The following is a 21886-nucleotide window of genomic DNA, read 5'->3' on the forward strand; positions in this document are numbered from 1 at the left end:
CGCCCTCAGGCCGGGATGGGGATTTCAGATCGGTCGCGGGTCAGTCCAGGTCACGTCAAAGCCATTTTCTGCGTAGAAGGTTTTCAGTTCCTCCCCGCATTTTGCAATGGCGACATTCGTGGATTCCCAATCATGGTCGAGCATGGCCCTGACCGGGTTCTTCCAGCCCTCCCGAACGTCCTGGTAAGGCAGGCGATAAAGATCGCAGAATTCGGTGATCCGAGAATCGTATACATAGTAATAGCAGGGCTTGCCCTGCAGCAGCGCCACCATGTTCCCGTGAAATCGGAAGCCGATGATGGCATGAAGTTCGGACGCGCGGGCAAGCCAGTCCTCGATGCTTCGAACGCTGACCATGTGTTCGATAAGTTCTTCGGCCGTGATCTCCCCTTCCCCTCCGATGGCCTTCAGAACCGCGTTGGCGGCCTCTATGCGGGCAGCCATGGGCAGGCGCTCGTCGGCGACGTTGAATTCGTTGATGACGCCCTGTTCGAACAGCGAAAGCTTCGCCCATTTCCTCATTCCGAACAGGATGGCGTCGACATGGGCGCGACGCGCTTCTTTCGGGGCATCGCAATACATGTTCTTGCCCAGCCCGGTATGCAGCGAGATCCCGACCGAGCGCTTGTTGGTCGCGAGATGCCGGGGCACGCTGACCACCGGGCAGGCGAGGGAGTAGAACAACGACGGACAGCCGGTGACGCGGATGTTCTTGCCGCCGAGCCTCTCCACGATCGCGGCCGTGAACTCGCCTCGGACCGAAATGCTGTGCGAGCGCTCGTTCAGTCGCGCGATGAAGGCCTTTGCGCCTTCGTTCTGGTCAAGGAAGCCCAGATCCTGGGTCGGGTTCTGTGCGCCCAGCCCAACGACTGCCAGAGGCGCCTTGACGCTGTCGAGCGTCCGGTTGACCCCTTCGAAGTCCATCTTGTTGTGGAGATATGTGGAGCCGCGGATCAGCCCCCGATCGACCTCTTCCGAGAGCGAGCCCCCGAAGCCCACACGCACCCGCGGCCCCGGCGCAAGTTGGCGCAGGATTGCCGCGCAGACGAGCATGTCACCGTAATTCGGCTTCCATGCCGAGGTTCTCATGTCCGGCCAGGTCGTAACGTTTCCGTCCGACGAGTGATTGAAGTGAATAAGCGCGGTCTTCATCCGTTCAAAAGGCTTTCTGGAATCTGGGCTTGGTGCCCACGCAAGTTATTGATCCAGCCGACAGACTGACCGTCCCATGGATATGAACGCGGGTTTGAGTGCCGGTCAAGCAAAGCGAATAGGGGGATGCGCGCAAAAGGGCGGAATATTGCCCGGTCCCGAAGAAAAAGCGAAGCGACACGCAGAACTTGACGGCACCGTTTGCACGGTCGTCCGTCCCTGCCGAAGCAGGTATTTGACCTGCTTTTCGCATCTTGCTTCATCTTTGGAAGTAATGGCGGACCCGGAGCGATTCGAACGCCCGACCCCCAGATTCGTAGTCTGGTGCTCTATCCAGCTGAGCTACGGGTCCGCTGTGAGGCGGTGATTTAGAGAGAGTGGCGGGGGGGTGCAAGGGCAAAAATGAACTTTCTCGAAAAAACTTTCCCTTTGGCTCACTCGGCCGCATTTTCGTCGCGGATCGAGATGCCCGCCAGTTCGCGCGGCAGGTGCAGGCAGAACTGGGTTCCCTCTTCGTCGCTGCGCAAAAGCTCCAGCCGGCCGCCGTGATTGCGCACGAGATCGGCGGCAATCGCCAGCCCAAGCCCTGTGCCGCCCTTGCGAGAGCCCCCGGAGAATGGCTGGAACAGGTAATCGCGCGCCTTCTTCGGCAGGCCCGGCCCCGTGTCGCCGACGCGGAGATACCATTCGGTCTCATCTTCACCCGCGCCGATCTCGATCGTGCCGGGGCGACGGGTCGCCTCGATTGCCTGGCGGGCGTTCCTGACCAGATTCGACAAGACACGAAACAGCTGGTCGCGGTCGGCCCGAATCATCAGCCCCGCTGGAACGTCCGTCAGGAACTCGATCGGACCGGCGCCGTCGCTCATGTCGGTGGCCAGCGCCTCTGCCTCGGTCACCTCTGCGACAAGCTGAGAAAGGTTGAAGCGTGACAGCGACGGCGTGGGCTCTTCGGCCTTGCCGAAGGCAAGCGTCGTCTCGCACAGGTTCACGGCCCGGCTGATCGAGTTCACCAGCTTGGGCGCGGCACGGCGGACGGCCGGGTCTTCGCTTGTCTCCAGGCGGTCGGCGAAGATCTGCGATGTGGTCAGGATGTTTCTAAGGTCGTGGCTGATGCGGGCGACGGCCTGGCCAAGCTGGGCCAGTCGCGCTTGCTGCTTCAGCGCCGAGGTCACGGTGCGCTGCATGGCCGCCAAGGCTGTCTCGGCCTCGTTGAGTTCCGCAAGCCGTGCGGTGGGCGTGATGATCGAGCGCGCGTCCTCGGGGGCATTCGCATAGGCGGTCATGTGATTGATCACCCGCCGGATCGGAACAAGAAGCATGCGCTGAGCAGCTACGTTCAAAAGCAGGGCGGTGAGAACCGAGAAGGCGGCCGAGATCAGCAGCAACCGCAAGCCGTAATCGATCATCTCGCGTCTTAGGCGGGCCGTATCCATCGTGATCTCGATAAGCTGGCCTGCCTGGTTCACCGGAGCGCCGATCACACGGATCACCTGATTCTGCGGGTCCAGAAGCTGTGCCACGGCATCCCGGGCCGAGGTCCAGAATGGCTGCTCGCGCAGGTCATAGGTCGAGGCGACGGGTCCGGGAATCGGCGAGGAGAGAACAAGTTGGCGCACGTCATTGCGGCGCAGGACGACGTTGAACACGCCTGCATTCTCCAGAAGCTCGGATTCAAGGTCCGAGGCAAGCGATTCATCCGTCGCAAGAAGGGCAAGGCTGGCGATCTGCGCGCGCTCAAGCCGGGATTCCAGGAAATCCAGCCGATAGTTTGCAAGCGACGGAAGCAGGATGAGCAATTCGGCCAGAAGAACAAAGATCCCGGTGAGCAGTGCGAATCGCCCGGAAAGGGTATTCAGGGACATGTCGGTCTTTCTCAGTGCTCCCCATTCCGCTGCGGCGCTGACATCACATAATTGTCGCTTCAGTTCAGTTCAAACATGCGTGACCTGATGCCGGTTCCGTGAAATGAACATCTGTGCCAAATTTCCGGCATTGTGGTTGACTCGCCCTCGGGCTCCGACTATGCAGCGGGCCTCGAATGACCGGCGCGTCTTGCGTGGGCGGATTGCCCATACCCTGACCCGCCCTGACCCGGAGTTACAAGATGTCGAAACGCACCTACCAGCCGTCGAACCTGGTTCGCGCCCGCCGTCACGGCTTCCGCGCGCGCATGGCGACCAAGGGCGGCCGTCGCGTCCTGAACGCGCGTCGCGCCAAGGGCCGTAAAGTTCTCAGCGCGTAAGTCTTTCGCCGCAAGGCGTCAGGCGCAAGCGATGAGCAGCGAAGCCGAAGTCGCCGCCGCTGACCGGATTCTCCCGCAAGGGTGTCCGGACAGGGCGGCTTCCGGCGTTTCCGGGGGCGATGGTTCCCCGAAGCCGGAGGTCCTGCGCAAGCGGGCGGATTTCCTGCGCGCCGCCTCGGCGCGTCGGCAGGGCACCTCTGGTTTCCTGCTGCAGGCTCGTGCGCGTGGCGAGGATGAGCCCCAGGGAATCATCCGCGTCGGCTTTACCTGCTCGAAGAAGATCGGCAACGCCGTGGCGCGAAATCGCGCCAAGCGGCGGCTGCGTGCGCTTGCCCATGAGATCCTTCCGGCCCTGGCTCGTCCGGGCTGGGACTACGTTTTGGTCGGACGGCCGGGCGCCACGATTGAACGGGATTTCGCGGATTTGAAACAGGATCTCATTCAGGCCCTGTCGCGCATCCACGCCTCGTCGAGGGAGGGTGCGCCGAAGCGCGGGAACCGGCGATGACGCCGCTTGCCCGGGTCGTTGCCCTGCCTGTGCACGCCTATCGACTTCTTGCGAGTCCCTGGGTCGGTCATGGTTGTCGTTTTCAGCCGACCTGTTCCGCCTATGCGCTTGAAGCGCTCGAGCGGTACGGCGCCTTGCGGGGCAGCTATCTTACCGTGAAGCGGATTTGCCGCTGCCATCCCTGGGGCGGGCAGGGGTTCGATCCAGTGCCAGGCTCCGACAGGCAGGACTGACGCCTGCGCGCCAATCGTGATATCAATCTGCGCGAAAGCGCAAAAAATCAGGACGGAACCGATGCGGGACGAGATCGACAGTCAGGACGATTCCCATGACGAGGAAATTCATCCGCTGTTTCGTGGCGCGCCCAGCTCGACCGAGTTCCGCAAGCTGAGAAAACGGCTGGTGCGCGAAACCCGCGCCGCGATCGAAGCTTACGACATGATCAAGCCGGGCGACCGCTGGCTGGTCTGCCTGTCGGGCGGCAAGGACAGCTATACGCTGCTTGCGGTGCTTCACGAATTGAAATGGCGTGGTCTTCTGCCGGTGGAACTGCTGGCCTGCAATCTTGACCAGGGGCAGCCGGGCTTTCCCGCCACCGTCCTGCCGGAATTCCTGACCGAGCGCGGCGTTCCGCATCGGATCGAATATCAGGACACCTATTCGATCGTGAAAGAAAAGGTGCCCGAGGGCCGAACCTATTGCGCACTCTGTTCGCGCCTGCGCAGGGGCAATCTCTATCGTATCGCGCGCGAAGAAGGCTGTTCGGCTGTCGTGCTGGGCCATCATCGCGACGACATTCTTGAAACCTTTTTCATGAACCTCTTCCATGGTGGGCGGCTTGCCTCGATGCCGCCGAAGCTGCTTAACGAGGAAGGTGATCTGAACGTCCTTCGTCCGCTTGCCTTCATCGCCGAGGCCGATTGCGAGCGTTTCTCGCGCGCGATGAACTACCCGGTGATCCCCTGCGACCTTTGCGGCAGTCAGGAAGGGTTGCAGCGCATGCAGGTCAAGAAGCTGCTCGACGAATGGGAAACGCGCGCGCCTGGTCGGCGTCAGGTGATGTTCAGGGCGCTGATGAACGTGCGTCCGTCGCACCTTCCCGATCCAAAGCTTTTCGACTTCACATCGCTTGTTCCCAATATGTCGGATTTTAGTGAAAAACCGGCCGACGATGTTCCGGTGCTACGGGAACTTTAACCGAACGAAAAGCTTCCTCGGCCTAGCCTCCGGATCAGAACAGTTGATTCGGATGGACCGATGGCAAACGGAATCATCAAGGCTGCGGCCCGGTTTGCATGCCTGAACGACAGGATGAGCGTGCCCGCGGGCGCCAAGGCCGCTGCGCTTGTCGTGAAACTTGAAGACGGAAAGATGCTGAGGGCCAGTCTGGGCCCCGAGTTGTTCCGGCGCCTCGTCGAAATGATCAGCCAAAGGCTTGTCGCCGAATTGCGACTTATCCCCGATCGCGCTGCTTCGGACGGTGTCGAAATCTGCGGAATGCTGCTTGCGGGGCGGGCGATGTCGCTGTCCGAACATCTGGCCGGACTCGGGGTCATCTGCCGGTCGAGCTATGATCTGGGTGGCCTCCGTGTTTCGCCGATCATCAAGGCGGCAGTGGTCAGCCACCTCGCCGGCAGTGCTCCCGCTTGGGAGCTTTTTGCATATGGTCGGCAAGCAGTTGCGGTCTTGAGCCCGCTCACCGGGGATGGCCAGATCCGGGTCGTCGAATATGTCGCAGAGCGATGGGAGAGTGAAGCCGTAGCCAGGCCGGCATTCCCCTCCGAAAAGTTGCGCCTGGATTATCAGCCGCAGATCTGCTGCCACACGGGGCGAACCATCGCATTGCGCGCAGTTCCGGTGGTCGCCGGTCGGGCATTCGCCGCCCAGGATCTGGAAAAGATTTCGACGCAACTCGGGCCGCAGGCACTCGGAGCCTTTCAGCGGCTCGTCCTGCACAGGGTGTTGCGCGACCTGAAGGGTTGGGACCGAATTGGTCGGAACGTTCCCTTCGTATCGGTTGGCCTTACCGATCGCGGACTCGCTGATCCGACGCTGGTCGAGACGATTCTGTGGGAACTGGATCGCTGCGAGATCGCCGCGAGTCGGATGGAAATCGAGATGCAGGAGCCGGGGGGGCGAGGCGGCGGCGCCATGCCTGTTGCAACGAACCTGCGGCGGCTTGTCGACGCAGGCTGCCGCCTTGCAATGGCCGAATTCGGCAAAGGTGCTGCCGGACTGGATGATCTGCGCAGGTGTGGCATCGGTCGGGTCCGGGTCGGCCGGGAGTTCGTGGCCGGTTGCGATTTCAACGTGGAACAGCAGAACATGATCCTTGCGATACTCGCATTGGCCGAACATCTTGGGCTCGAGACCTTGGCCGATGACGTCCGAACAGTCGAGGAAAGGGCGTTTCTGTCCCAGATCGGTTTTGACGCGCTCCAGGGTGAGGCTGTCGCTGCCCGCATGACCGCATCGGAAACCGACGATTTTCTGTTGAACCGCGCTTTGGCCCCTAGGGGCGAATGCTGCCCGCCGATCCGCGCCTGAAGACCGGGAAGGGCGACACATCTCCCTGTTGTTAAACGGTAGCTGTCAACTGATTGGGGAAGGGCGCGGGGTCTTGTCCCGCGCCCGAATTATTTCGTGCATAGTCCAGCATTCCGGATTGGCGGCTCGTTTGCCCCCAGCACCTTAATTTGCTGGCCGATTTCGCCCCATGATGAACATCCCGAACTTCACGGAACTCGACGAATCCGGCAAATTCCCTTGACCTTTGGTGGTCGCTTCTGTTGAAGCGGCGCGAACCCGCTTGGGTCATAGGCGACGAAGGGCTGGACGGAATGGAAGACAACAATCGAAATCTCATCCTGGCGATGGTGCTCTCGGCACTCGTCATTCTCGTCTGGTCGATCTTCTTTGCTCCGGAACCCGCGCCACCAGTACCCGAAACGGCCCAGACCCAGGCCGTAGATGGTCAGACCGGCGCGGTTTCCCCCGCTGCTCCGAACGCGGCTGGTCAGATGGGATCTCCGGCACTCGCGAACACGAACAGCGCGAACGCTGACCCTTCCGCCCAGGCTGGACGTCTGCAAATCGAATCGCCTTCGCTGAAAGGCTCGATTTCGCTCGCGGGCGGCCGCATCGACGATCTTGAACTGACCGGCTACCACGAGACACTGGACCCCAATTCACCCTATGTCCGCCTGTTGTCGCCGACGGCCCAGGCCGAAGTGAAGGCCGACGGTTCTGCCGTGGCTCCCGGCGGTAACGCCGAACTGGCGCTGCAGAAGCCCTATTACGCGGTCTACGGCTGGATGCCGGCAGCAGGGACGGACCCTGCTCTGGTGCCTGGCCCAGCAACGGTTTGGCAGATCGAATCGGGCGATACCCTTGCACCGGGCAAGCCCGTCACGCTGCGGTGGGACAATGGCGCAGGCCAGATCTTCCGCCGCGTCTACGAGCTTGATGACAAGTTCCTCTTCACCGTTACCCAATCGCTCGAGAATACCGGTCAGGCCGCTTTCGCCGCCGCGCCCTATGGTATCCTTGCACGCCACGGCAAGCCCGATACCCAGAACTACTACGTGCTGCATGAAGGCGCCGTCGGGATGACCGATGGCAAGCTTCTGGAAAAGAAATACAAGAACATCTCGGAGCTTGATCCCGCTGCAGGCGAGGGGCCGGCCGAATTGATCAATGTGGCAGAAAACGGCTGGGTCGGCTTCACCGACAAGTACTGGATGACGACGCTTGCGCCCCAACCCGGCACTCCGTTCACGGCCGTCGTGAAATATGCCCCCGGCGCAGATATCTACCAGACCGAAACCCGCATGCCGGTCCAGAGCATCGCCCCCGGGGCCACTGGTACCAGCTCGAGCTATCTGTTCGCTGGCGCGAAGGTCTGGGAAACGATCAACGGCTACCAGGAAAATCCCGGGATCGACCGTTTCGTCGACTCGATCGACTGGGGTTGGTTCTACTTCCTCACGAAGCCGATCTTCCGCCTGCTGCACTGGCTGCACGCCATGATCGGCAATATGGGCTGGGCAATCATCGGCCTGACCTTCGTGCTGAAGCTGCTGGTCTTCCCGCTGGCACGCAAATCCTACATCTCGATGGCCAAGATGAAGGAATTGCAGCCCCAGATGGAGGCGATCAAGGAGCGCACCGGCGACGACCGGATGAAGTACCAGAAAGAGGTCATGGAGCTTTACAAGCGCGAGAAGGTGAACCCCGCTGCGGGCTGCCTTCCGGTGCTCTTGCAGATCCCGATCTTCTTCTCGCTCTACAAGGTGATCTTCGTCACGATCGAACTGCGTCACGCGCCCTGGGTCGGCTGGATCCATGACCTTTCCGCTCCCGATCCGTCCAGCCTCTGGAACCTCTTCGGCATGCTGCCCTGGGCCGCGCCGGGCCAAGGGTCGATGCTGCACAGCTTCTCGTTGCCGATCCTTGCCATCGCGCTCGGGATCTCGATGTGGATGCAGCAAAAGCTGAACCCGGCACCCGCCGACCCTGCTCAGAAGATGATCTTTGCCTGGATGCCGTGGATCTTCATGTTCATGCTTGGCGGCTTCGCCTCGGGGCTGGTGCTCTACTGGATCACCAACAACATGATCACGATCGCGCAGCAGTACACGATCATGAGTATGCACGGCCATCGCCCGGATTTCTTCGGCAACATCAGGTCGGGCCTGCCGTCACGGCCCAAGAAGGCTGAAGACAAGTCGAAGGGCGGCAAGTGACCGGCCGGATCGCCCGGATCAGGCGGCACCCGATCAAGTCGCTCGGGGGCGAAGACCTGGCCAGCGTCGCGCTATGCGCGGCGCGTCGGCTGCCGGGCGACCGGATCTGGGCAATGCTCACCGAAGCGGGTGAGCGTCATGCGGGCGAAGGGCCGAGCCCCGAACGCTGGCTGCCCAAATCATGCTTCGTGCGCGGCGTGGCTTCGGCCGCGCTGCAGGCCATTTCGGGCGGCTGGGGCGAGGGAGCGCCGGAGGGCGAGATCCGTCTGACGCATCCCGATCTGCCGGACCTGGTTTTCGATCCGGAAACCGAAGGGGGGCGTCTGCTCGACTGGATCGCGCCGCTCTGGCCCGGTGACAAGCCTGCGGCAACGCGCCTCGTGCAGGGGCCGACTGGCTGGACCGACGTGAACCAGCCCTGGGTTTCGATCCTCTCGCTCTCGAGCCTGCAAGATCTGGAAACGAGGCTGGATCAGCCTCTTGGGGTCGAGCGCTGGCGTGGCAATCTTTGGGTCGATGGCTGGGAGCCCTATGCCGAACGCGATCTGGTCGGCCAGATACTGACCATTGGGGAAGTCGAACTGCGCGTGACCGAAAAGATCGGGCGCTGCGCCGCGACCAGCGCCGATACCCGGACGGGCAAGCTTGACTGCGATATGCCCGCAGCACTGACCCAGCAGTTTGGGCACCATGATTTCGGCATTTACGCCGAGGTCGTCACCGGCGGCGAAATCGCCCTAAACGACGAGATCCGCTAATGAAGGTTTCCTTTCCAATCGCGCCTGAACCCGATCCCGAAGTGGCCGAGGCCGCTCGGAAGCTTTTCGCAGGCCCGGTGGATTTCCTGAAGGGCGTGGTGGCCATGGACGGGTTGCCGCCTGCGGACCGTCCAGAGGTCTGCTTTGCCGGTCGCTCGAATGTCGGCAAGTCGAGCCTCATCAATGCGCTCACCGGGCGGAATTCGCTGGCGCGAGCCTCGAACACGCCGGGCCGCACGCAGGAAGTGAATTATTTCACGCTGGGTGAACAGGCCTATCTGGTCGACCTTCCGGGCTACGGCTTTGCCAAGGCGCCGGTCGCCGTGGTCGCCAAGTGGCAGGCGCTGTTGAAGAATTACCTTTCGGGACGTCCGACTTTGCGCCGCGCCTTCGCGCTGATCGATTCGCGCCATGGCGTGAAGGATGTCGACCACGAGATCATGAAGCTTCTGGATCGTGCCGCCGTTCCCTTCCAGGTCGTGCTGACCAAAGCGGACAAGATCAGCAACCAGGCCATGGCCGCCACGGTGGCCCAGGTTGAGGAAGCACTTCAGAAGCATCCCGCGGCCTATCCCGAACTGGTCTTGACCAGTTCGGACAAGGGACAGGGCATCGCCACACTGCGTGCCATCATTGCCGGCCTCGACTAGGCCGAGATCCGCGGACCGGCGGACTGGACCTTGCCGGCCCATGATCCTAGGCTCGCCGCTGATGAACAGGGGCCTCTGATGAGAAAGCAAAACATGAACCGTGACTGGATCGCCACCGCTCGCACCCTTTCGGAAGCGCTGCCCTACATGCAGCGATATTCCGGCGCGGTCGTCGTGGTGAAATTCGGTGGCAACGCCATGGGCGATGACGAGGCGATGGCCGAATTCGCACGCGACGTGGTGCTCATGAAGCAGGTCGGGATCCATCCCGTCGTGGTGCATGGCGGCGGGCCGATGATCAACGACCTGCTGAACAAGCTTGGCATCGAAAGCAGCTTCGTCCGCGGCAAGCGCGTGACGACGCGTGAGACTGTCGAGGTCGTCGAAATGGTGCTCTCGGGTCTTGTGAACAAGCGTATCGTCCAGGCGATCAACGATGCTGGCGGCCGTGCCGTCGGCATCTCGGGCAAGGACGACGACCTGATGGTCTGCGAGGCAGACGATCCGGAACTGGGCTTTGTCGGTCGACCGGTCGAAATGAACGTCCAGATCATCCGCGACCTCTATACTGCCGGCATGATCCCGGTCATTGCACCGGTCGCGACAGGCATGGAAGACAATGAGACCTTCAACGTGAACGGCGACACTGCTGCCGGAGCGATCGCAGGGGCACTGAAGGCCGACCGCTTGCTTCTGCTGACCGATGTGTCGGGCGTCAAGAACGCCTCGGGAGAGGTCGTCACCGCGATGCATCCCGACCAGGTTCGTGCCATGATCGCGGACGGCACGATCGCGGGGGGCATGATCCCCAAGACGGAGACGGCGCTCAAGGCGGTGGATGAGGGCGTGCGAGCGGTCGTCATCCTGGACGGTCGCGTTCCGAACGCCTGCCTGCTTGAGCTTTTCACCGAGCACGGCGCGGGCTCCCTGATCCGGTCGACCGAGCCGCGCATCAAGCCGCGCGGTCTCCGCCAAGGTGGCACGGAGCTCTGATATCCCTGTTGCCAAACGAGCGCTTGCCCGTTTGGCGAAAGCTGTGGCAGGCTCATTTCCAGTTCTATGGGCGGCAAAGGCGATCGCATGACGAAATTCGGACACTGCCGACTGATACTGACACGTCATGCCAAGTCATCCTGGGACGATCCGCAGCAGCCCGATCACGACCGCCCCCTGAACGACCGTGGTCGGCGTTCGGCCCGCGCGCTGGGTGACTGGTTGGCCAGTCGAGGCTATGAGCCCGAAGAGGTTCTGTGCTCCACGGCTCTGCGAACCCGGGAAACCTGGGAGAAGGTCGCGATAGCACCATTGGAGGTGCGGCCACACCTGCGTCTTGAGCCGGGCCTTTATCACGCCACACCCGAGAAGATGTTCGAAATCCTGCGATCGGCCAACGAGCCCACGGTGATGATGCTGGGCCACAATCCGGGCATATCGGAATTTGCGGCCATGCTACCTGCGCGTGTTCCCCTTGATCCGGAATTCCGCCGCTACCCGACAGCTGCGACGCTGGTCGTCGATTTCCAGATCGACGACTGGAGCGATCTGCAGCCCGGGCAGGGCAGTGTGCTCGACTTCGTCAGGCTCGACGGTCGAACCTAGACCCATCATCGCACATCATCGGGGGGGCCGGGTATCAGCTTTTCCAGGGGCGCATGCGGCTGAGAAGCCCCCCGAAGAGCGTGGGAAGGGCCGACCGTGACGGCGCGGGATCGGCAAGCGTCGCGACACGATCCAGCATTTCTTCGATCCGCTCCGAGGCGAGTGAGACATATCGCATACGTTTCGCCTCAAATAGATCTGTCGCCTGCGCATCTAGGCACCGGGAAACGGCGCTGCGCTTTTCGACCGGATTTGCTTCGATCCATTCCCTTGGCAGCAGACATTCATCGACCATATCGGCATCCCTGAGCATGGCTTCGATCTTGAAGCTGTTCGAGGGAATCGCACAGGCCGGGCGCCCTGCGGAAATCGCCGCGACAAGCCCATGAAATCGGCCCGTGACCCAGCCCCTCGCAGACTTCAGGTCCGGTGCTTGGAGGAGCAGGGGGAACGCGGTTTCGTCGCGGATGGCCCGATTTCGCAGCGCGCCAAGCGGGCGACCCGGCATGACGAAAAACGGCGCCTTCTCATGTGCCGCGAAGTCTTGCAAGGCGTGTGACGCCTGCTGAACGACGCTGTCGATGACGCAGAGGTCGTGCATCGGTTCGTCGAACTGACCCGCGCGATAAAATTCGAGGAAAGCCGCAAACGAAACATCTGGAACATGCATGGCGCCAAGCTGCTTCGGTAACTGCGCGAGCGAGGCCGTTTCCCGCACATAGACCTGATTTGCAGAGGCGACGCTTTTCACGAAATCGGGCGGGTTGTCCTGCCAGACAGAATTGACGATCGCGACCGGAATTCCCCGTGCTTTCGCCTTTTCGCAGCAACGCAGCAGTTCAGCCGCCCGCGGCGCACCATGGTGAAGCGTGCCTTCACCATTCAGAACGACGAGGCTGGGAGCACGGGCAGAGACAAGAGCATCGAAGCCGAGCTCGTCATTGGCCCAGCCAGCCTCGATCAGGCCGCGGCTTGCGAGCCCACGCCTCAGTGCAGTGCAAGCGAAGGTCGTGCCCGCGTGGAAGCCGTGCCCCAGTCGGCCTGTGTCGTTCAGAAGGATGTATCCCTGGGCGCTATCGATGGCCAACGGGTGGGAGTGGGATTGCCGGATCTGCGTTTCCGGCCTGACAGTTTGCCGGCTCGGCGACCATCTGTTCCTTGCCTGATAAGCTGCGAAGCGGTTGAAGACCGTATCGTTCCGCAGGGCGCGGTGTACCAGTTCACGCGCGATCAGGCTCGGCAGGCCATCTCCGGTCAGGGTTGCGTCGATGCGGGCAAGAAGGTTCTGGACCATGTCGCCCTTGCCGATCATGAATCCTGTCATGCCATCAAAGATAGGGGTGCGCCCGCTTAGCCGCGCCAGTTCAGGATCTCCGGCCCCGGTCGCCACTCTCTCGGTCTCGTAAAGCTTGACGACATTCGCGAAGAGACTTGCCAGAACGGCGATCTGCGCCTCATTCCTGTCGGGAAGATGGTCGGCCAGGGTTTCGCAAGCTGAAACCAGCCATCTCGTATCAAGAACCTCCAGAAGCAGATCGCCGTGCTCGTCCCAGATCCCGCGGAAACGCGTAAAATTCTCGGGAAGATTGATGCCGCGGCGAATGGCGACGATCAGCGCCGCATGTGCGAATTTCAGCGCGCTCTGCCCGGAAAATTCGGCCCTGAGCATGTCGAGATGCTGATCTAAATCGTCCTGCCGCCCGAATGATCCTGCATGCGGATACCCGGTCAGGATCTGGTAGCGCAGGGACCGGAAATCCAACGTGCCCGACGTAGCCAGGACCTCATGGCTCAACTCTTCAGTATTCTTCATGATCGCGATAGCTGCTGTCCCAAGTTGCGATCTTTGACGCACCGACTGCCTTGGAGGCAACCCCAGAAATTTCATGTCCGACGTGCAGGCCGAATTGTCAGACCATCTGGAAGGCCATCGAGATCGCGTCCAAGGCGGCGAAAAGAAGAAGGTTTCGGATCTTTGCAGCCTGGCCGCTGAGCGGCGAACGGCTGGCGATTTGCCGCAAACGGGGGGCATCCAAGGCTTCCCCCTGGACACGCGGGAGGTGGCGTCGGAAAAACCATTGCCCCCGGCACGGTTGTGCGACGAGCCGCCCTGTCTGGACGTCAATGCTGGCGGCGCTTTTCCTTCGTCGAAAGGGCGAAGTCGAACAGCTCTATATCATGCCTCAGCGTGTTGCGTAGCACCTCGATGTCGCGTTCCGTGGCGCCTTCCCGCGCGAGGAAGTCGGTGTTCGAAACGGAACTGACATTGCGCATCTCATAGCCCTCTGTGTTCCAGCCGAGGTATGCGGCGCATTCTTCGACAGCGACGACGAAATCGTGGAAGAACCCGAAATAGCCCATGTTCATCAGCGTCCGCTTCGCTTTCTCCAGCATCGCATCGTCACACCCTTTTACGCGATCGACGCCAGCCAGAAGCTGTGTCGCCTTGCTGACGGCAGAGAAGTAGAACTCTCCCGTGGTGGTCGCGGCACAATAGGCACTGAAGCTCACCTTCCCGCTGCTGAACGCTTCGTGGGCGGGATGGGACGGAAGGTCGTGCTTGATGAATTTGTACTCGGAAATCGCGCGCGCGACCGGGTCCCGAAGGAAGGTGAAGTAATTGCAGTGGCGATCCGTATAATTGTGAACCACAACCGGTATGTGGCCGAACACGACCGCGCAATCCTTGAGTCGGGTATTGCGATGCTGCTCAAAGATGCCATGCAGTTCGACGCCTTGCTTGCGGTAGCAGGGAACACGAAGCTTGGGTGGGTAGTTCGCTTCGATCAAGGAGCGGATCGAACTGCCAGCGGCCTTCGGGATGTGAATGAAAACGTCGATCTTTTCCATTTCGCGCAATCTGTAGCTGAATAGCGGCGAGCAAGATGCGCAACACCGATTCCGGTGTCAATGACAGGGCGCAGCGAACCCCTGCAGGCGGCCGTCGTGGCCTCTGCTCAGGCGCAGATCTGCGAGGGACAGCGGCGCCGAACCTGAATAACTCCCTGAAATCTCGTCCCGACTTTTCCGCGAGCATGGCTCGTCTCGGAAAATCCAAAGCTCGAATGACAAAGTCGTCATCAGCGATCTGGACAATTGCAGCGCAAATTATCGGGTGGGTTTCTTGGTCGCATCTTTGCCAGAGGGACCAGGATTTTTGGTAGCGGAGGAGGGATTTGAACCCCCGACACAAGGATTATGATTCCTCTGCTCTAACCAGCTGAGCTACTCCGCCACGGAGTGCGGGCTATCTACGGCGAGTGGCGGGTGGGGTCAAGGGCATTGGAAAGGAAAAATGATCCGAATGAAGAATTTTTCCGCGAGCCTGCGCTCTGCGCTGGCGTCCTGTGGATAAGACTGCGTAATCGCGAATGAAAATGAATGTCAGGAAAAGAAAAAGGCGGCCGCCCTGAAGTCATTTTGAGTGATCGCGGGGCCATGGGCGGATGCATATGGCGACGATGAAGCCCAAGAGCCTTTCGGCGGTGTTGGCGTGGCGAATTGCGACGCACCGGGCGCTCTCCAGCTATTTGAAGCATCGCTCGACCAGGTCAGGCAGCCGCTAGCCTATACGGTCGTCCGCGACGCGCAGCTTGCGGAAGGGTGCGGCGCGTCGGGGGCCAGCCCGGTCTTGTGCAATGATCTGTCCGCACCCGGCCAGCATCCAGCGCCGGAACCGGCTGCCGACGTTCGACCCCCTGCCGAACTCCTCCGGCAGGTCCGCCATCAAGATCCTGTGCGAGCGATCCCGAACAGGGTGATGGTTCAGGGGCTTGCGCGCGTTCGGGGTGCGGAAGGCGAAGACGAAGCGATCGGGGAACGCCTATTCCTCGGCTGATATCAGGTCTCTTTCCAAGCTGGTCTCTATCGGAGGTACCAGCTTGGATTGCGCCCAGCCCGCCGTGGGAATCCCTTTGTCAACGAGCTGTCTCTGATGGTTAGGATGGGGGTCAGCCCTTGGCGCGAACGACCTGAAGCAATGGCATCACGTCGGACATGTCCGGGCCATGCGCCTGGCCGGTCAGCGCCTTGCGCAGCGGCATGAACAGGCCCTTGCCCTTGCGGCCGGTGGCTTCCTTGACAGCGGTCGTGAACTCGCCCCAGGTCGCGTCGGTATAGGGCGGCGGCGGCAGCAGCGTCATGGCCTGCGAAATGAATTCGGCATCCTCGGGGTCGATTTGCGGCTGAGCGCCTTTGGAGAAGATTTCCCACCAGCCGGCGAGGTCGTCGAGCTTGGTGATGTTCTGCGAGGCGACACGCCAGAAGCGCTCGGCCTGATCAGCGGGAACACCAAGCGCGGCGATGCGGTCCTTGACCACCTCGAAGGGACGCGCCTGATTGGCCTCACGGGTCAGCGGCCACAGATCCTCGGCATCAAACTTGGTGGGCGAAGCACCGAATTGCGACGGTTCGAAACCATCAGCCAGTTCGTCAAGCGACATGCGCAGCTCGACTGGCTGCGACGATCCCAGCCGCGCCATCAGCGACAGCAGCGCCTCGGGAGCGACGCCGTTTTCACGAAGGTCCTTGATCGAAAGCGTGCCGAGGCGCTTGGACAATTCCTCGCCCTGGGCGCCGGTCAAGAGGCTGTGATGGGCAAAGGCCGGGGGCGTGCCGCCGAGCGCCTTGATGATCTGGATCTGGGTCGCGGTGTTCGTGACGTGGTCGGCGCCGCGCACGATATGGGTCACGCCCATGTCGGTGTCATCGACCGAAGAGGCGAAGGTATAAAGCACCTGACCGTCGGCGCGGATCAGCACCGGGTCCGAGACCGAGGCCGCGTCGATCGAGATGTCGCCGAGGATGCCGTCGTTCCATTCGATGCGTTCCTGATCCAGCAGGAAGCGCCAGTAGCCATCGCGGCCCTCGCCGCGCAGCTTTTCCTTTTCGTCTGCGGACAGCTTGAAGCCGGCGCGGTCATAGACCGGTGGCTTGCCCATGTTGAGCTGCTTCTTGCGTTTGAGATCCAGCTCGGTCGGGGTCTCGAAGACCTCGTAAAGACGGCCGGACTGGCGCAGCCCTTCGGCGGCCTCGGCATAGCGGTCCAATCGGTCGGACTGGCGCTCGATCCGGTCCCATTGCAGGCCCAGCCATTCCAGGTCGCGCTGGATGCCGTCGGCATATTCCTGCTTCGACCGCTCGCGGTCGGTATCGTCAAGACGCAGGATGAAGGTGCCCCCCGTCTTGCGCGCGATGAGGTAGTTCATCAGCGCCGTGCGAAGGTTGCCGACATGGATGTGGCCGGTGGGGGAGGGAGCGAAACGTGTGATGGTCATGGAGGGTCTCCTGTCGGCTTCGCTCTTTCACAAATGCCGGTTTTTGTCCATATCGGTGGGGAAATACGAGGTTTGACATGACCGAATGGAAGAATGCCGCAGCCCCTGACGCGGCCTTGATCGAAACCCTGGCGCATGAAGCTATTGCATCCCTTCCGCCAGCCTTTGCCGGCCCTGCCGCCGATGTGGTGCTACGGGTCGAGGATTTCGCGAGCGAGGAGTTTCTGGATGAACTCGAGATCGACGACCCACTGGAACTGACCGGGCTATATGACGGTGTTCCGATGACCGAAAAATCGGCAAGCGCCCCTCAGCATTTCCCGGATACGGTCTGGCTGTTCCGTCGCGCCATTCTGGATGAATGGGCAAGCAGGGGTGATGTCACGCTGGGCGCGTTGGTGGCCCATGTCGTGATCCACGAATTTGCCCATCATTTCGGCTGGTCGGACGATGATATTGCCTCGATCGACCGCTGGTGGGAATGAATGCTGGATAGCCCTCAGGCCCGCGGCATGCCCGCGGGTCGCGAAGTGCGCTTCTGTGCGGCAATGCGGAAGGGCGCGTTCGGCGCGCCATAGCCGCAATAGTTGCCCTGGCGCTGCACGATCTCGAAAAAGAAGCCATCCTTGCGCGGGACCGAGTAGAGCTGGAAGAACTGGCCGCCCGCATCCTCGTCATACATGACATTGGCCCTGCGCAGCCGATCGGTCAGCGCTGGGTCAAGCCCGAAGCGCGCAGCAACGTCTTCGTAATAGTTCGCGCCAATCCGCAGAACTGGGAAGCCGCGCTTCTCCAGCGCCGCCGCGGTCGCGAAGACATCATCCGTCGCAAAGGCGATATGCTGGACGGATGAGCCGAGACTTTCTTCAATGAAGCGCCCGGCCAAGGTGCGACGGGCCTCCGCGCCGTTCAACGTGACGCGCATCCGTCCCGACTCGATCGCCTGCGACCGCACCAGCCCGTCGGGGTCGATCACGTCGACCATCGGAGATTTGCCCGCATCGAAGATCTCGGTGTAAAACAGCGATGAACTGAGCATCGCGTCATAGGGCATGGTCTGGGCAAGGTGGTCGATGCCCGTGATCCCCGCGCCCGCGACAGCACCGGGCGTGATGCGGAAATCGACGTCCCAGATCCGGCCAAGATCCGGACCGTCATCGAGGAATCGGATGACGCTGCCGCTGATCCCGCGAATGGCGGGAATGCCCAGTTCGCCGGGACCGGTTTCCTCCTCATGGGTGGGGGCAAGCAGTGAGGTGGCGCGCTGGTGGCTGGCCTGCGCATCAGCGACCTTCAGCGCGATTTCCGAGACGGTCGTGCCATGTGCGACATAGGAGGTGCGGGCAAAGCCCCGAGCGCCTGTGTTGACGAGCAGGCTGACACCACCTTGCCGCCATACATCGACCGGCTTCGAGACATGCCGGCCCACGGGCTGAAAGCCGGTCGAGGTCAGAAGGCTGGTCAGATCTGCCGCGTCCTCTTCGCTGGTGGCGAATTCGACAAAGGCAATCTGCTCGACTGGCGATGGCGGCGGGAAGGCGGGCAGATCCACGGCCAGCGCCGGCTCGGCCCGTCGGGCGCGGTCCTGCAGCGAAATCAGGCTGCGGTGCCCGTCCAGCGCGACCAGCCGGGGAAGGCCGGCGCGGAACTGGTCGTTGAAGATTTCAAGGCTGAGCCAGCCATCATAGCCGGTGGCGAGCACGGCGCGCATGAATCCGGTGACGTCCAGATCGCCTTCGCCCGGCATGTTTCGGAAATGGCGCGACCAGTACAGCAGGTCCATCTCGATCGCGGGGGCATCGGCGAGCTGGACGAAGAAAATCCGGTCACCGGGGATCGCGCGGATGGAATCGGGATCGATCTTGCGACCCAGCGTGTGGAAGCTGTCGAGGATCAGCCCGATATTCGGGTGATCGGCGCGGCGCACCACTTCCCAGGCGTCGCGGTGGTCGTTGACGAAGCGGCCCCAGCAGAGCGCCTCATAGCCGACGCGGACGCCGTGCTGCGCGGCCAGATCGCCCAGTTCGTGGAAATCGGCAGCCATGCGGTCGATGCCGCCCATCGCCGCCGGATGCAGGGATGAACAGAACAGAACCAAGTCCGTGCCAAGCTGGTTCATCAGTTCGAACTTGCGCGCGGCGCGGGCGAAGGCGCGCGAGCGATGAGGTTCGGGCAGGCCCTCGAAGTCGCGGAAGGGCTGGAACAGGGTGATTTCAAGCCCGTGATCGCGGACCATGCGCCCGACCTCGGAGGGGCTGAAATCCGAGGCAATGAAATCCTGCTCGAATATCTCGATGCCATCGAAACCCGCAGCGGCGATGGCGGCCAGCTTCTCGGTCAGGTTGCCCGACAGAGAGACGGTTGCTATCGAGGTCTTCATTCCAGCTTTCCCTTGAGTTTCCGGCGGCTCGGCTGTCGCATGCCGGATCGGCCTGTGCAACTTATCTCGATCCCGAGATCAACACAGAACGCGTCGCGGGGAAAGGCGCATCCACCCAAAGCTCTCGCTGCAGGCATAAATTCGGGACGGCTGCGACATCCGGGGCCCTTTTCCCGGACCGGTATATCTGGCAGCAATGCGGCAATTCATGGGGGGTGCATGACGCGTGGCGTCCGACAGGCCAAAGGCAAAGTCACCGGGCGGTTGATCCGTTCCCGGCAGTGGCTGTTCGTCGCCCTGTTTCTGCCCTTTGTCGTCTTCGCAACGATTCCGCCGGGCGGCATGCTGGTTCCGGATCTTCGCGGCAAGGTCACCGTGATCCTCTGTGGCAGCAGCCTGCCAGTGGAGATGGTCATCGGACCCGACGGTGCGCTTCAGCCTGTGGCCGAGCTTGCCCCGGCAGGCCAGCAAGACCATGAGGTAAAACACCCGATCTGTGGCTGGGTCGCACATGGTCAGCCCGTGCTCGCCTCAGGCGATGCCGCGCCGCCAGCTCCGATCGCTCGCACGCAGGAAGCCGATCCCGCCGAGGACGCCAGGGTGGTCATTCCTCCTCAGGCTGCGCGCCATTTCCTGGCAAGAGCTCCGCCCGATCTCGTCTGAAAAATCCTGACACCGGCGGACCGAAATCCATCCGCCGACCAGACAATTTCGGACGGAATCTCATGAACACGAAAATTCTCTCGGCGCTTGCGGGCGCATTCCTCACCTTGACCGCAGTCCCGGCCCTGGCCCATGCTACGCTGGAGCAGACCGAGGCACCTGCGGGTTCGGACTACAAGGCGATAATCCGCATCGGGCATGGCTGCGGCGGAAAGGCCACCAAGCAATTGCGCGTGCAGATCCCCGAAGGGTTCTACGATGCGAAGCCGATGGCGAAGCCCGGCTGGAAATTGAAGGTCGTGACCGGCAAATATGCCCGCCCCTACGACCATCACGGCACCAGGACGACCGAAGGCGCTCGCGAGATCATCTGGAGCGGGGGCGAACTGCCGGATGCCTGGTATGACGAATTCATCCTGCGCGGAACGGTCGGCCCGGATCTGGTTCCCGGCAGCACGATCTATTTCCCGACAATCCAGGAGTGCGACGGTGCGAAGGAGGCATGGATCGATGTCACCGGCGCCGAGGGTGTCACCAACCCGGCACCTGCGCTTGATGTAACCGAAAGGAAAGCGGCCGCGCTTGCCCATCATGATGGGCATGATCAAGTTGATGTCGAGACCGCCGGACACGCTCACGAGCGAAGGGATGCGGGTGAGCAACCCGGGCCGATCATCAAGGGCGAGCTTTCGATCTCCTCGCCATTTGCGCGCGCCACACTGCCCGGTGCCAAGGTGGCTGGCGGCTTTCTGACCATCGAGAATGGTGGCCAGTCGGAAGATCGGCTGATCGCGGCAAGCTCGCCCCTGGCCAAGCGGGTCGAGATCCACGAAATGGCCATGGAAGGCGATGTGATGCGAATGCGCGAACTGCCCGAAGGTTTGGTTCTGCCCTCAGGCGGGACGGTAGAGTTGAAACCGGGTGGGTTTCATCTGATGCTGCAGGAGATCGGTGAACCGTTGAGCGAAGGGATGAACGTCCCAGTGACCCTGACCTTCGAGAAGGCGGGAAAGGTTGAAGTGCAACTGGTCGTCGGGCCGATGAATGCGAAAGGCGGCGAACATGCCCAGCACTGATGGAAGCTCTCTGCGGATTCTGCGCTATGTGCTCTGGGCGCTGGCGGCTGTCGCCATCATGGCCGTGGGGTGGTTTCAGGTCATTTCTCCCCGGCTTCAGTCGCTTAGCGAATCCGGCACCGACAATCTTGGCCGCGGTGACTATCAACTTGTCGCAACGGATGGCTCGACCTTCACGCAAGACAGTCTGAAGGGCCAGCCGACCGCAGTCTTCTTTGGTTTCACCCATTGCCCCGATGTCTGCCCGACAACCTTGGGTGAAGTCGCCGGCTGGCAAGAGGACCTGTCCAAAGAAGGCAAGAGCCTGCGCGTCTATTTCGTCACCGTCGATCCCGAACGCGACACTGTCGAGGCGCTGAGGGAATATGTGTCATGGGTGCCGGGGGTCATGGGGGTTTCGGGTGAGCCCGAAGAAATCGCCAAGGCGGTCAAGGCATTCCGCGTCTATGCACGCAAGGTCCCGACCGAGGGTGGTTATACCATGGACCATTCCGCCATGACGCTGCTCTTTGACGACAAGGGGAGGTATTCGGGCCTGATCGGCTATCAGGAAGACCCCGAGCGGACAAAGGCCAGTCTCGAAAAGCTCGTTGCGGGCTGACCGGACACGACCATGCCTGGCCTAACCGCTGGGCATGGTCATCGCGCCACCTGCAGGCGTGGCAAAAGGCTGGGCATGGTGACCTGGCGTGCTGCGTATGTGGGGGATTTCGGATTGCTGGCTGGCGAAGGGCTGGCTTGCTATCCTGTCCCTTATTTAGCCGGCGTTTGTCGGGGTGTCAAGAAAACCAATTAAATCATAAACTTGAGTATTTTTATGGGAATTGTTTCGCC

At 61.7% G+C, this 21886-nt stretch carries 21 protein-coding genes and 2 tRNA genes; 14 read left to right on the forward strand and 9 right to left on the reverse strand.

The genetic code is table 11. The features are described 5' to 3' along the window. Positions 1-24: 24 nt before the first annotated feature. The 3 genes from RGQ15_RS07250 to RGQ15_RS07260 all read right to left on the reverse strand — a co-directional run bounded on the left by RGQ15_RS07250 (position 25) and on the right by RGQ15_RS07260 (position 3017). Complete coding sequence (locus RGQ15_RS07250) at positions 25-1152, reverse strand: polysaccharide pyruvyl transferase family protein (RefSeq protein ID WP_311159548.1); 1128 nt, start codon at positions 1150-1152, stop codon at positions 25-27. Positions 1153-1427: 275 nt separating this feature from the next. Next, a tRNA-Arg gene (locus RGQ15_RS07255) sits at positions 1428-1504 on the reverse strand. A gap of 82 nt (positions 1505-1586) precedes the next feature. Beyond that, entirely contained in the window at positions 1587-3017 is a 1431-nt protein-coding gene (locus RGQ15_RS07260) for a sensor histidine kinase (RefSeq protein ID WP_311159549.1), read from the reverse strand. A 242-nt stretch (positions 3018-3259) separates the two neighbouring features. On the opposite strand from RGQ15_RS07260, the gene rpmH reads away from it, so the two are divergent. The 10 genes from rpmH to RGQ15_RS07310 all read left to right on the forward strand — a co-directional run bounded on the left by rpmH (position 3260) and on the right by RGQ15_RS07310 (position 11657). Then, positions 3260-3397, forward strand: a complete 138-nt coding sequence (gene rpmH, locus RGQ15_RS07265; protein WP_154492168.1) for a 50S ribosomal protein L34 — start codon at positions 3260-3262, stop codon at positions 3395-3397. 31 nt (positions 3398-3428) lie between these two features. Beyond that, positions 3429-3905: a ribonuclease P protein component gene (gene rnpA, locus RGQ15_RS07270; RefSeq protein ID WP_311159550.1), complete on the forward strand. Its 477-nt coding sequence runs from the start codon at positions 3429-3431 to the stop codon at positions 3903-3905. Continuing rightward, positions 3902-4138, forward strand: coding sequence for a membrane protein insertion efficiency factor YidD (gene yidD / locus RGQ15_RS07275; RefSeq protein WP_311159551.1), 237 nt, complete (start codon positions 3902-3904; stop codon positions 4136-4138). Before rnpA ends, yidD begins: the two co-directional genes overlap by 4 nt. A 61-nt stretch (positions 4139-4199) precedes the next feature. Further along, complete coding sequence (ttcA, locus tag RGQ15_RS07280) at positions 4200-5102, forward strand: tRNA 2-thiocytidine(32) synthetase TtcA (protein ID WP_311159552.1); 903 nt, start codon at positions 4200-4202, stop codon at positions 5100-5102. 60 nt (positions 5103-5162) lie between these two features. After that, the gene (locus tag RGQ15_RS07285) at positions 5163-6452 is read left to right on the forward strand and encodes an EAL domain-containing protein (protein WP_311159553.1); all 1290 of its coding nucleotides are present in this window, start codon (positions 5163-5165) and stop codon (positions 6450-6452) included. A 293-nt stretch (positions 6453-6745) separates the two neighbouring features. After that, complete coding sequence (gene yidC, locus RGQ15_RS07290) at positions 6746-8650, forward strand: membrane protein insertase YidC (RefSeq protein WP_311159554.1); 1905 nt, start codon at positions 6746-6748, stop codon at positions 8648-8650. Next, positions 8647-9408, forward strand: coding sequence for an MOSC domain-containing protein (locus RGQ15_RS07295; RefSeq protein ID WP_311159555.1), 762 nt, complete (start codon positions 8647-8649; stop codon positions 9406-9408). The genes yidC and RGQ15_RS07295 overlap by 4 nt, the downstream gene beginning before the upstream one ends. Further along, positions 9408-10058, forward strand: coding sequence for a ribosome biogenesis GTP-binding protein YihA/YsxC (gene yihA / locus RGQ15_RS07300; protein WP_311159556.1), 651 nt, complete (start codon positions 9408-9410; stop codon positions 10056-10058). Before RGQ15_RS07295 ends, yihA begins: the two co-directional genes overlap by 1 nt. Before the next feature lie 93 nt (positions 10059-10151). Beyond that, complete coding sequence (argB, locus tag RGQ15_RS07305; protein ID WP_311161058.1) at positions 10152-11051, forward strand: acetylglutamate kinase; 900 nt, start codon at positions 10152-10154, stop codon at positions 11049-11051. Positions 11052-11138: 87 nt separating this feature from the next. Next, entirely contained in the window at positions 11139-11657 is a 519-nt protein-coding gene (locus RGQ15_RS07310) for a SixA phosphatase family protein (RefSeq protein ID WP_311159557.1), read from the forward strand. A gap of 34 nt (positions 11658-11691) precedes the next feature. Here RGQ15_RS07310 and RGQ15_RS07315 read toward each other — a convergent pair whose 3' ends face one another. The 5 genes from RGQ15_RS07315 to gltX all read right to left on the reverse strand — a co-directional run bounded on the left by RGQ15_RS07315 (position 11692) and on the right by gltX (position 16933). Next, a complete protein-coding gene (locus tag RGQ15_RS07315; protein ID WP_311159558.1) occupies positions 11692-13470 on the reverse strand; it encodes a polysaccharide pyruvyl transferase family protein in 1779 nt (592 codons plus the stop codon). A 97-nt stretch (positions 13471-13567) separates the two neighbouring features. After that, the gene (locus RGQ15_RS07320; RefSeq protein WP_311159559.1) at positions 13568-13693 is read right to left on the reverse strand and encodes a hypothetical protein; all 126 of its coding nucleotides are present in this window, start codon (positions 13691-13693) and stop codon (positions 13568-13570) included. A gap of 85 nt (positions 13694-13778) precedes the next feature. Beyond that, positions 13779-14507 carry a sulfotransferase family protein gene (locus tag RGQ15_RS07325; protein ID WP_311159560.1) on the reverse strand — a complete coding sequence of 243 codons (729 nt, stop codon included), beginning with the start codon at positions 14505-14507 and terminating at the stop codon, positions 13779-13781. Between the two features lie 308 nt (positions 14508-14815). Then, positions 14816-14892 (reverse strand) — tRNA-Met (locus RGQ15_RS07330). A 715-nt stretch (positions 14893-15607) separates the two neighbouring features. Beyond that, positions 15608-16933 carry a glutamate--tRNA ligase gene (gene gltX, locus RGQ15_RS07340; RefSeq protein WP_311159561.1) on the reverse strand — a complete coding sequence of 442 codons (1326 nt, stop codon included), beginning with the start codon at positions 16931-16933 and terminating at the stop codon, positions 15608-15610. Between the two features lie 77 nt (positions 16934-17010). Between gltX and RGQ15_RS07345 the strand changes: the two genes are divergently transcribed. Continuing rightward, a complete protein-coding gene (locus RGQ15_RS07345) occupies positions 17011-17418 on the forward strand; it encodes a metallopeptidase family protein (protein WP_311159562.1) in 408 nt (135 codons plus the stop codon). A gap of 14 nt (positions 17419-17432) precedes the next feature. Here RGQ15_RS07345 and RGQ15_RS07350 read toward each other — a convergent pair whose 3' ends face one another. Then, entirely contained in the window at positions 17433-19313 is a 1881-nt protein-coding gene (locus tag RGQ15_RS07350) for a bifunctional sugar phosphate isomerase/epimerase/4-hydroxyphenylpyruvate dioxygenase family protein (protein ID WP_311159563.1), read from the reverse strand. Between the two features lie 219 nt (positions 19314-19532). On the opposite strand from RGQ15_RS07350, the gene RGQ15_RS07355 reads away from it, so the two are divergent. The 3 genes from RGQ15_RS07355 (at position 19533) to RGQ15_RS07365 (ending at position 21653) form a co-directional block, all read left to right on the forward strand. Further along, complete coding sequence (locus RGQ15_RS07355; protein ID WP_311159564.1) at positions 19533-19976, forward strand: hypothetical protein; 444 nt, start codon at positions 19533-19535, stop codon at positions 19974-19976. Positions 19977-20038: 62 nt separating this feature from the next. Next, positions 20039-21052, forward strand: a complete 1014-nt coding sequence (locus RGQ15_RS07360; protein ID WP_311159565.1) for a copper chaperone PCu(A)C — start codon at positions 20039-20041, stop codon at positions 21050-21052. Then, on the forward strand, positions 21039-21653 hold the full coding sequence (locus RGQ15_RS07365) for an SCO family protein (RefSeq protein ID WP_311159566.1): 615 nt from the start codon (positions 21039-21041) through the stop codon (positions 21651-21653). Before RGQ15_RS07360 ends, RGQ15_RS07365 begins: the two co-directional genes overlap by 14 nt. Positions 21654-21886 lie beyond the last annotated feature (233 nt).

It is taken from the genome of Paracoccus sp. MBLB3053 (assembly GCF_031822435.1).
Taxonomy (GTDB): Bacteria; Pseudomonadota; Alphaproteobacteria; order Rhodobacterales; family Rhodobacteraceae; genus Paracoccus; species Paracoccus aurantius.

Coding starts and splice junctions, on each gene's coding strand:
- RGQ15_RS07250 (WP_311159548.1), bottom strand. CDS start 1,152: ATGAAGACCGCGCTTATTCACTTCAATCACTCGTCGGACGGAAACGTT.
- RGQ15_RS07260 (WP_311159549.1), bottom strand. CDS start 3,017: ATGTCCCTGAATACCCTTTCCGGGCGATTCGCACTGCTCACCGGGATC.
- rpmH (WP_154492168.1), top strand. CDS start 3,260: ATGTCGAAACGCACCTACCAGCCGTCGAACCTGGTTCGCGCCCGCCGT.
- rnpA (WP_311159550.1), top strand. CDS start 3,429: ATGAGCAGCGAAGCCGAAGTCGCCGCCGCTGACCGGATTCTCCCGCAA.
- yidD (WP_311159551.1), top strand. CDS start 3,902: ATGACGCCGCTTGCCCGGGTCGTTGCCCTGCCTGTGCACGCCTATCGA.
- ttcA (WP_311159552.1), top strand. CDS start 4,200: ATGCGGGACGAGATCGACAGTCAGGACGATTCCCATGACGAGGAAATT.
- RGQ15_RS07285 (WP_311159553.1), top strand. CDS start 5,163: ATGGCAAACGGAATCATCAAGGCTGCGGCCCGGTTTGCATGCCTGAAC.
- yidC (WP_311159554.1), top strand. CDS start 6,746: ATGGAAGACAACAATCGAAATCTCATCCTGGCGATGGTGCTCTCGGCA.
- yihA (WP_311159556.1), top strand. CDS start 9,408: ATGAAGGTTTCCTTTCCAATCGCGCCTGAACCCGATCCCGAAGTGGCC.
- argB (WP_311161058.1), top strand. CDS start 10,152: ATGAACCGTGACTGGATCGCCACCGCTCGCACCCTTTCGGAAGCGCTG.
- RGQ15_RS07310 (WP_311159557.1), top strand. CDS start 11,139: ATGACGAAATTCGGACACTGCCGACTGATACTGACACGTCATGCCAAG.
- RGQ15_RS07315 (WP_311159558.1), bottom strand. CDS start 13,470: ATGAAGAATACTGAAGAGTTGAGCCATGAGGTCCTGGCTACGTCGGGC.
- RGQ15_RS07325 (WP_311159560.1), bottom strand. CDS start 14,507: ATGGAAAAGATCGACGTTTTCATTCACATCCCGAAGGCCGCTGGCAGT.
- gltX (WP_311159561.1), bottom strand. CDS start 16,933: ATGACCATCACACGTTTCGCTCCCTCCCCCACCGGCCACATCCATGTC.
- RGQ15_RS07345 (WP_311159562.1), top strand. CDS start 17,011: ATGACCGAATGGAAGAATGCCGCAGCCCCTGACGCGGCCTTGATCGAA.
- RGQ15_RS07350 (WP_311159563.1), bottom strand. CDS start 19,313: ATGAAGACCTCGATAGCAACCGTCTCTCTGTCGGGCAACCTGACCGAG.
- RGQ15_RS07355 (WP_311159564.1), top strand. CDS start 19,533: ATGACGCGTGGCGTCCGACAGGCCAAAGGCAAAGTCACCGGGCGGTTG.
- RGQ15_RS07360 (WP_311159565.1), top strand. CDS start 20,039: ATGAACACGAAAATTCTCTCGGCGCTTGCGGGCGCATTCCTCACCTTG.
- RGQ15_RS07365 (WP_311159566.1), top strand. CDS start 21,039: ATGCCCAGCACTGATGGAAGCTCTCTGCGGATTCTGCGCTATGTGCTC.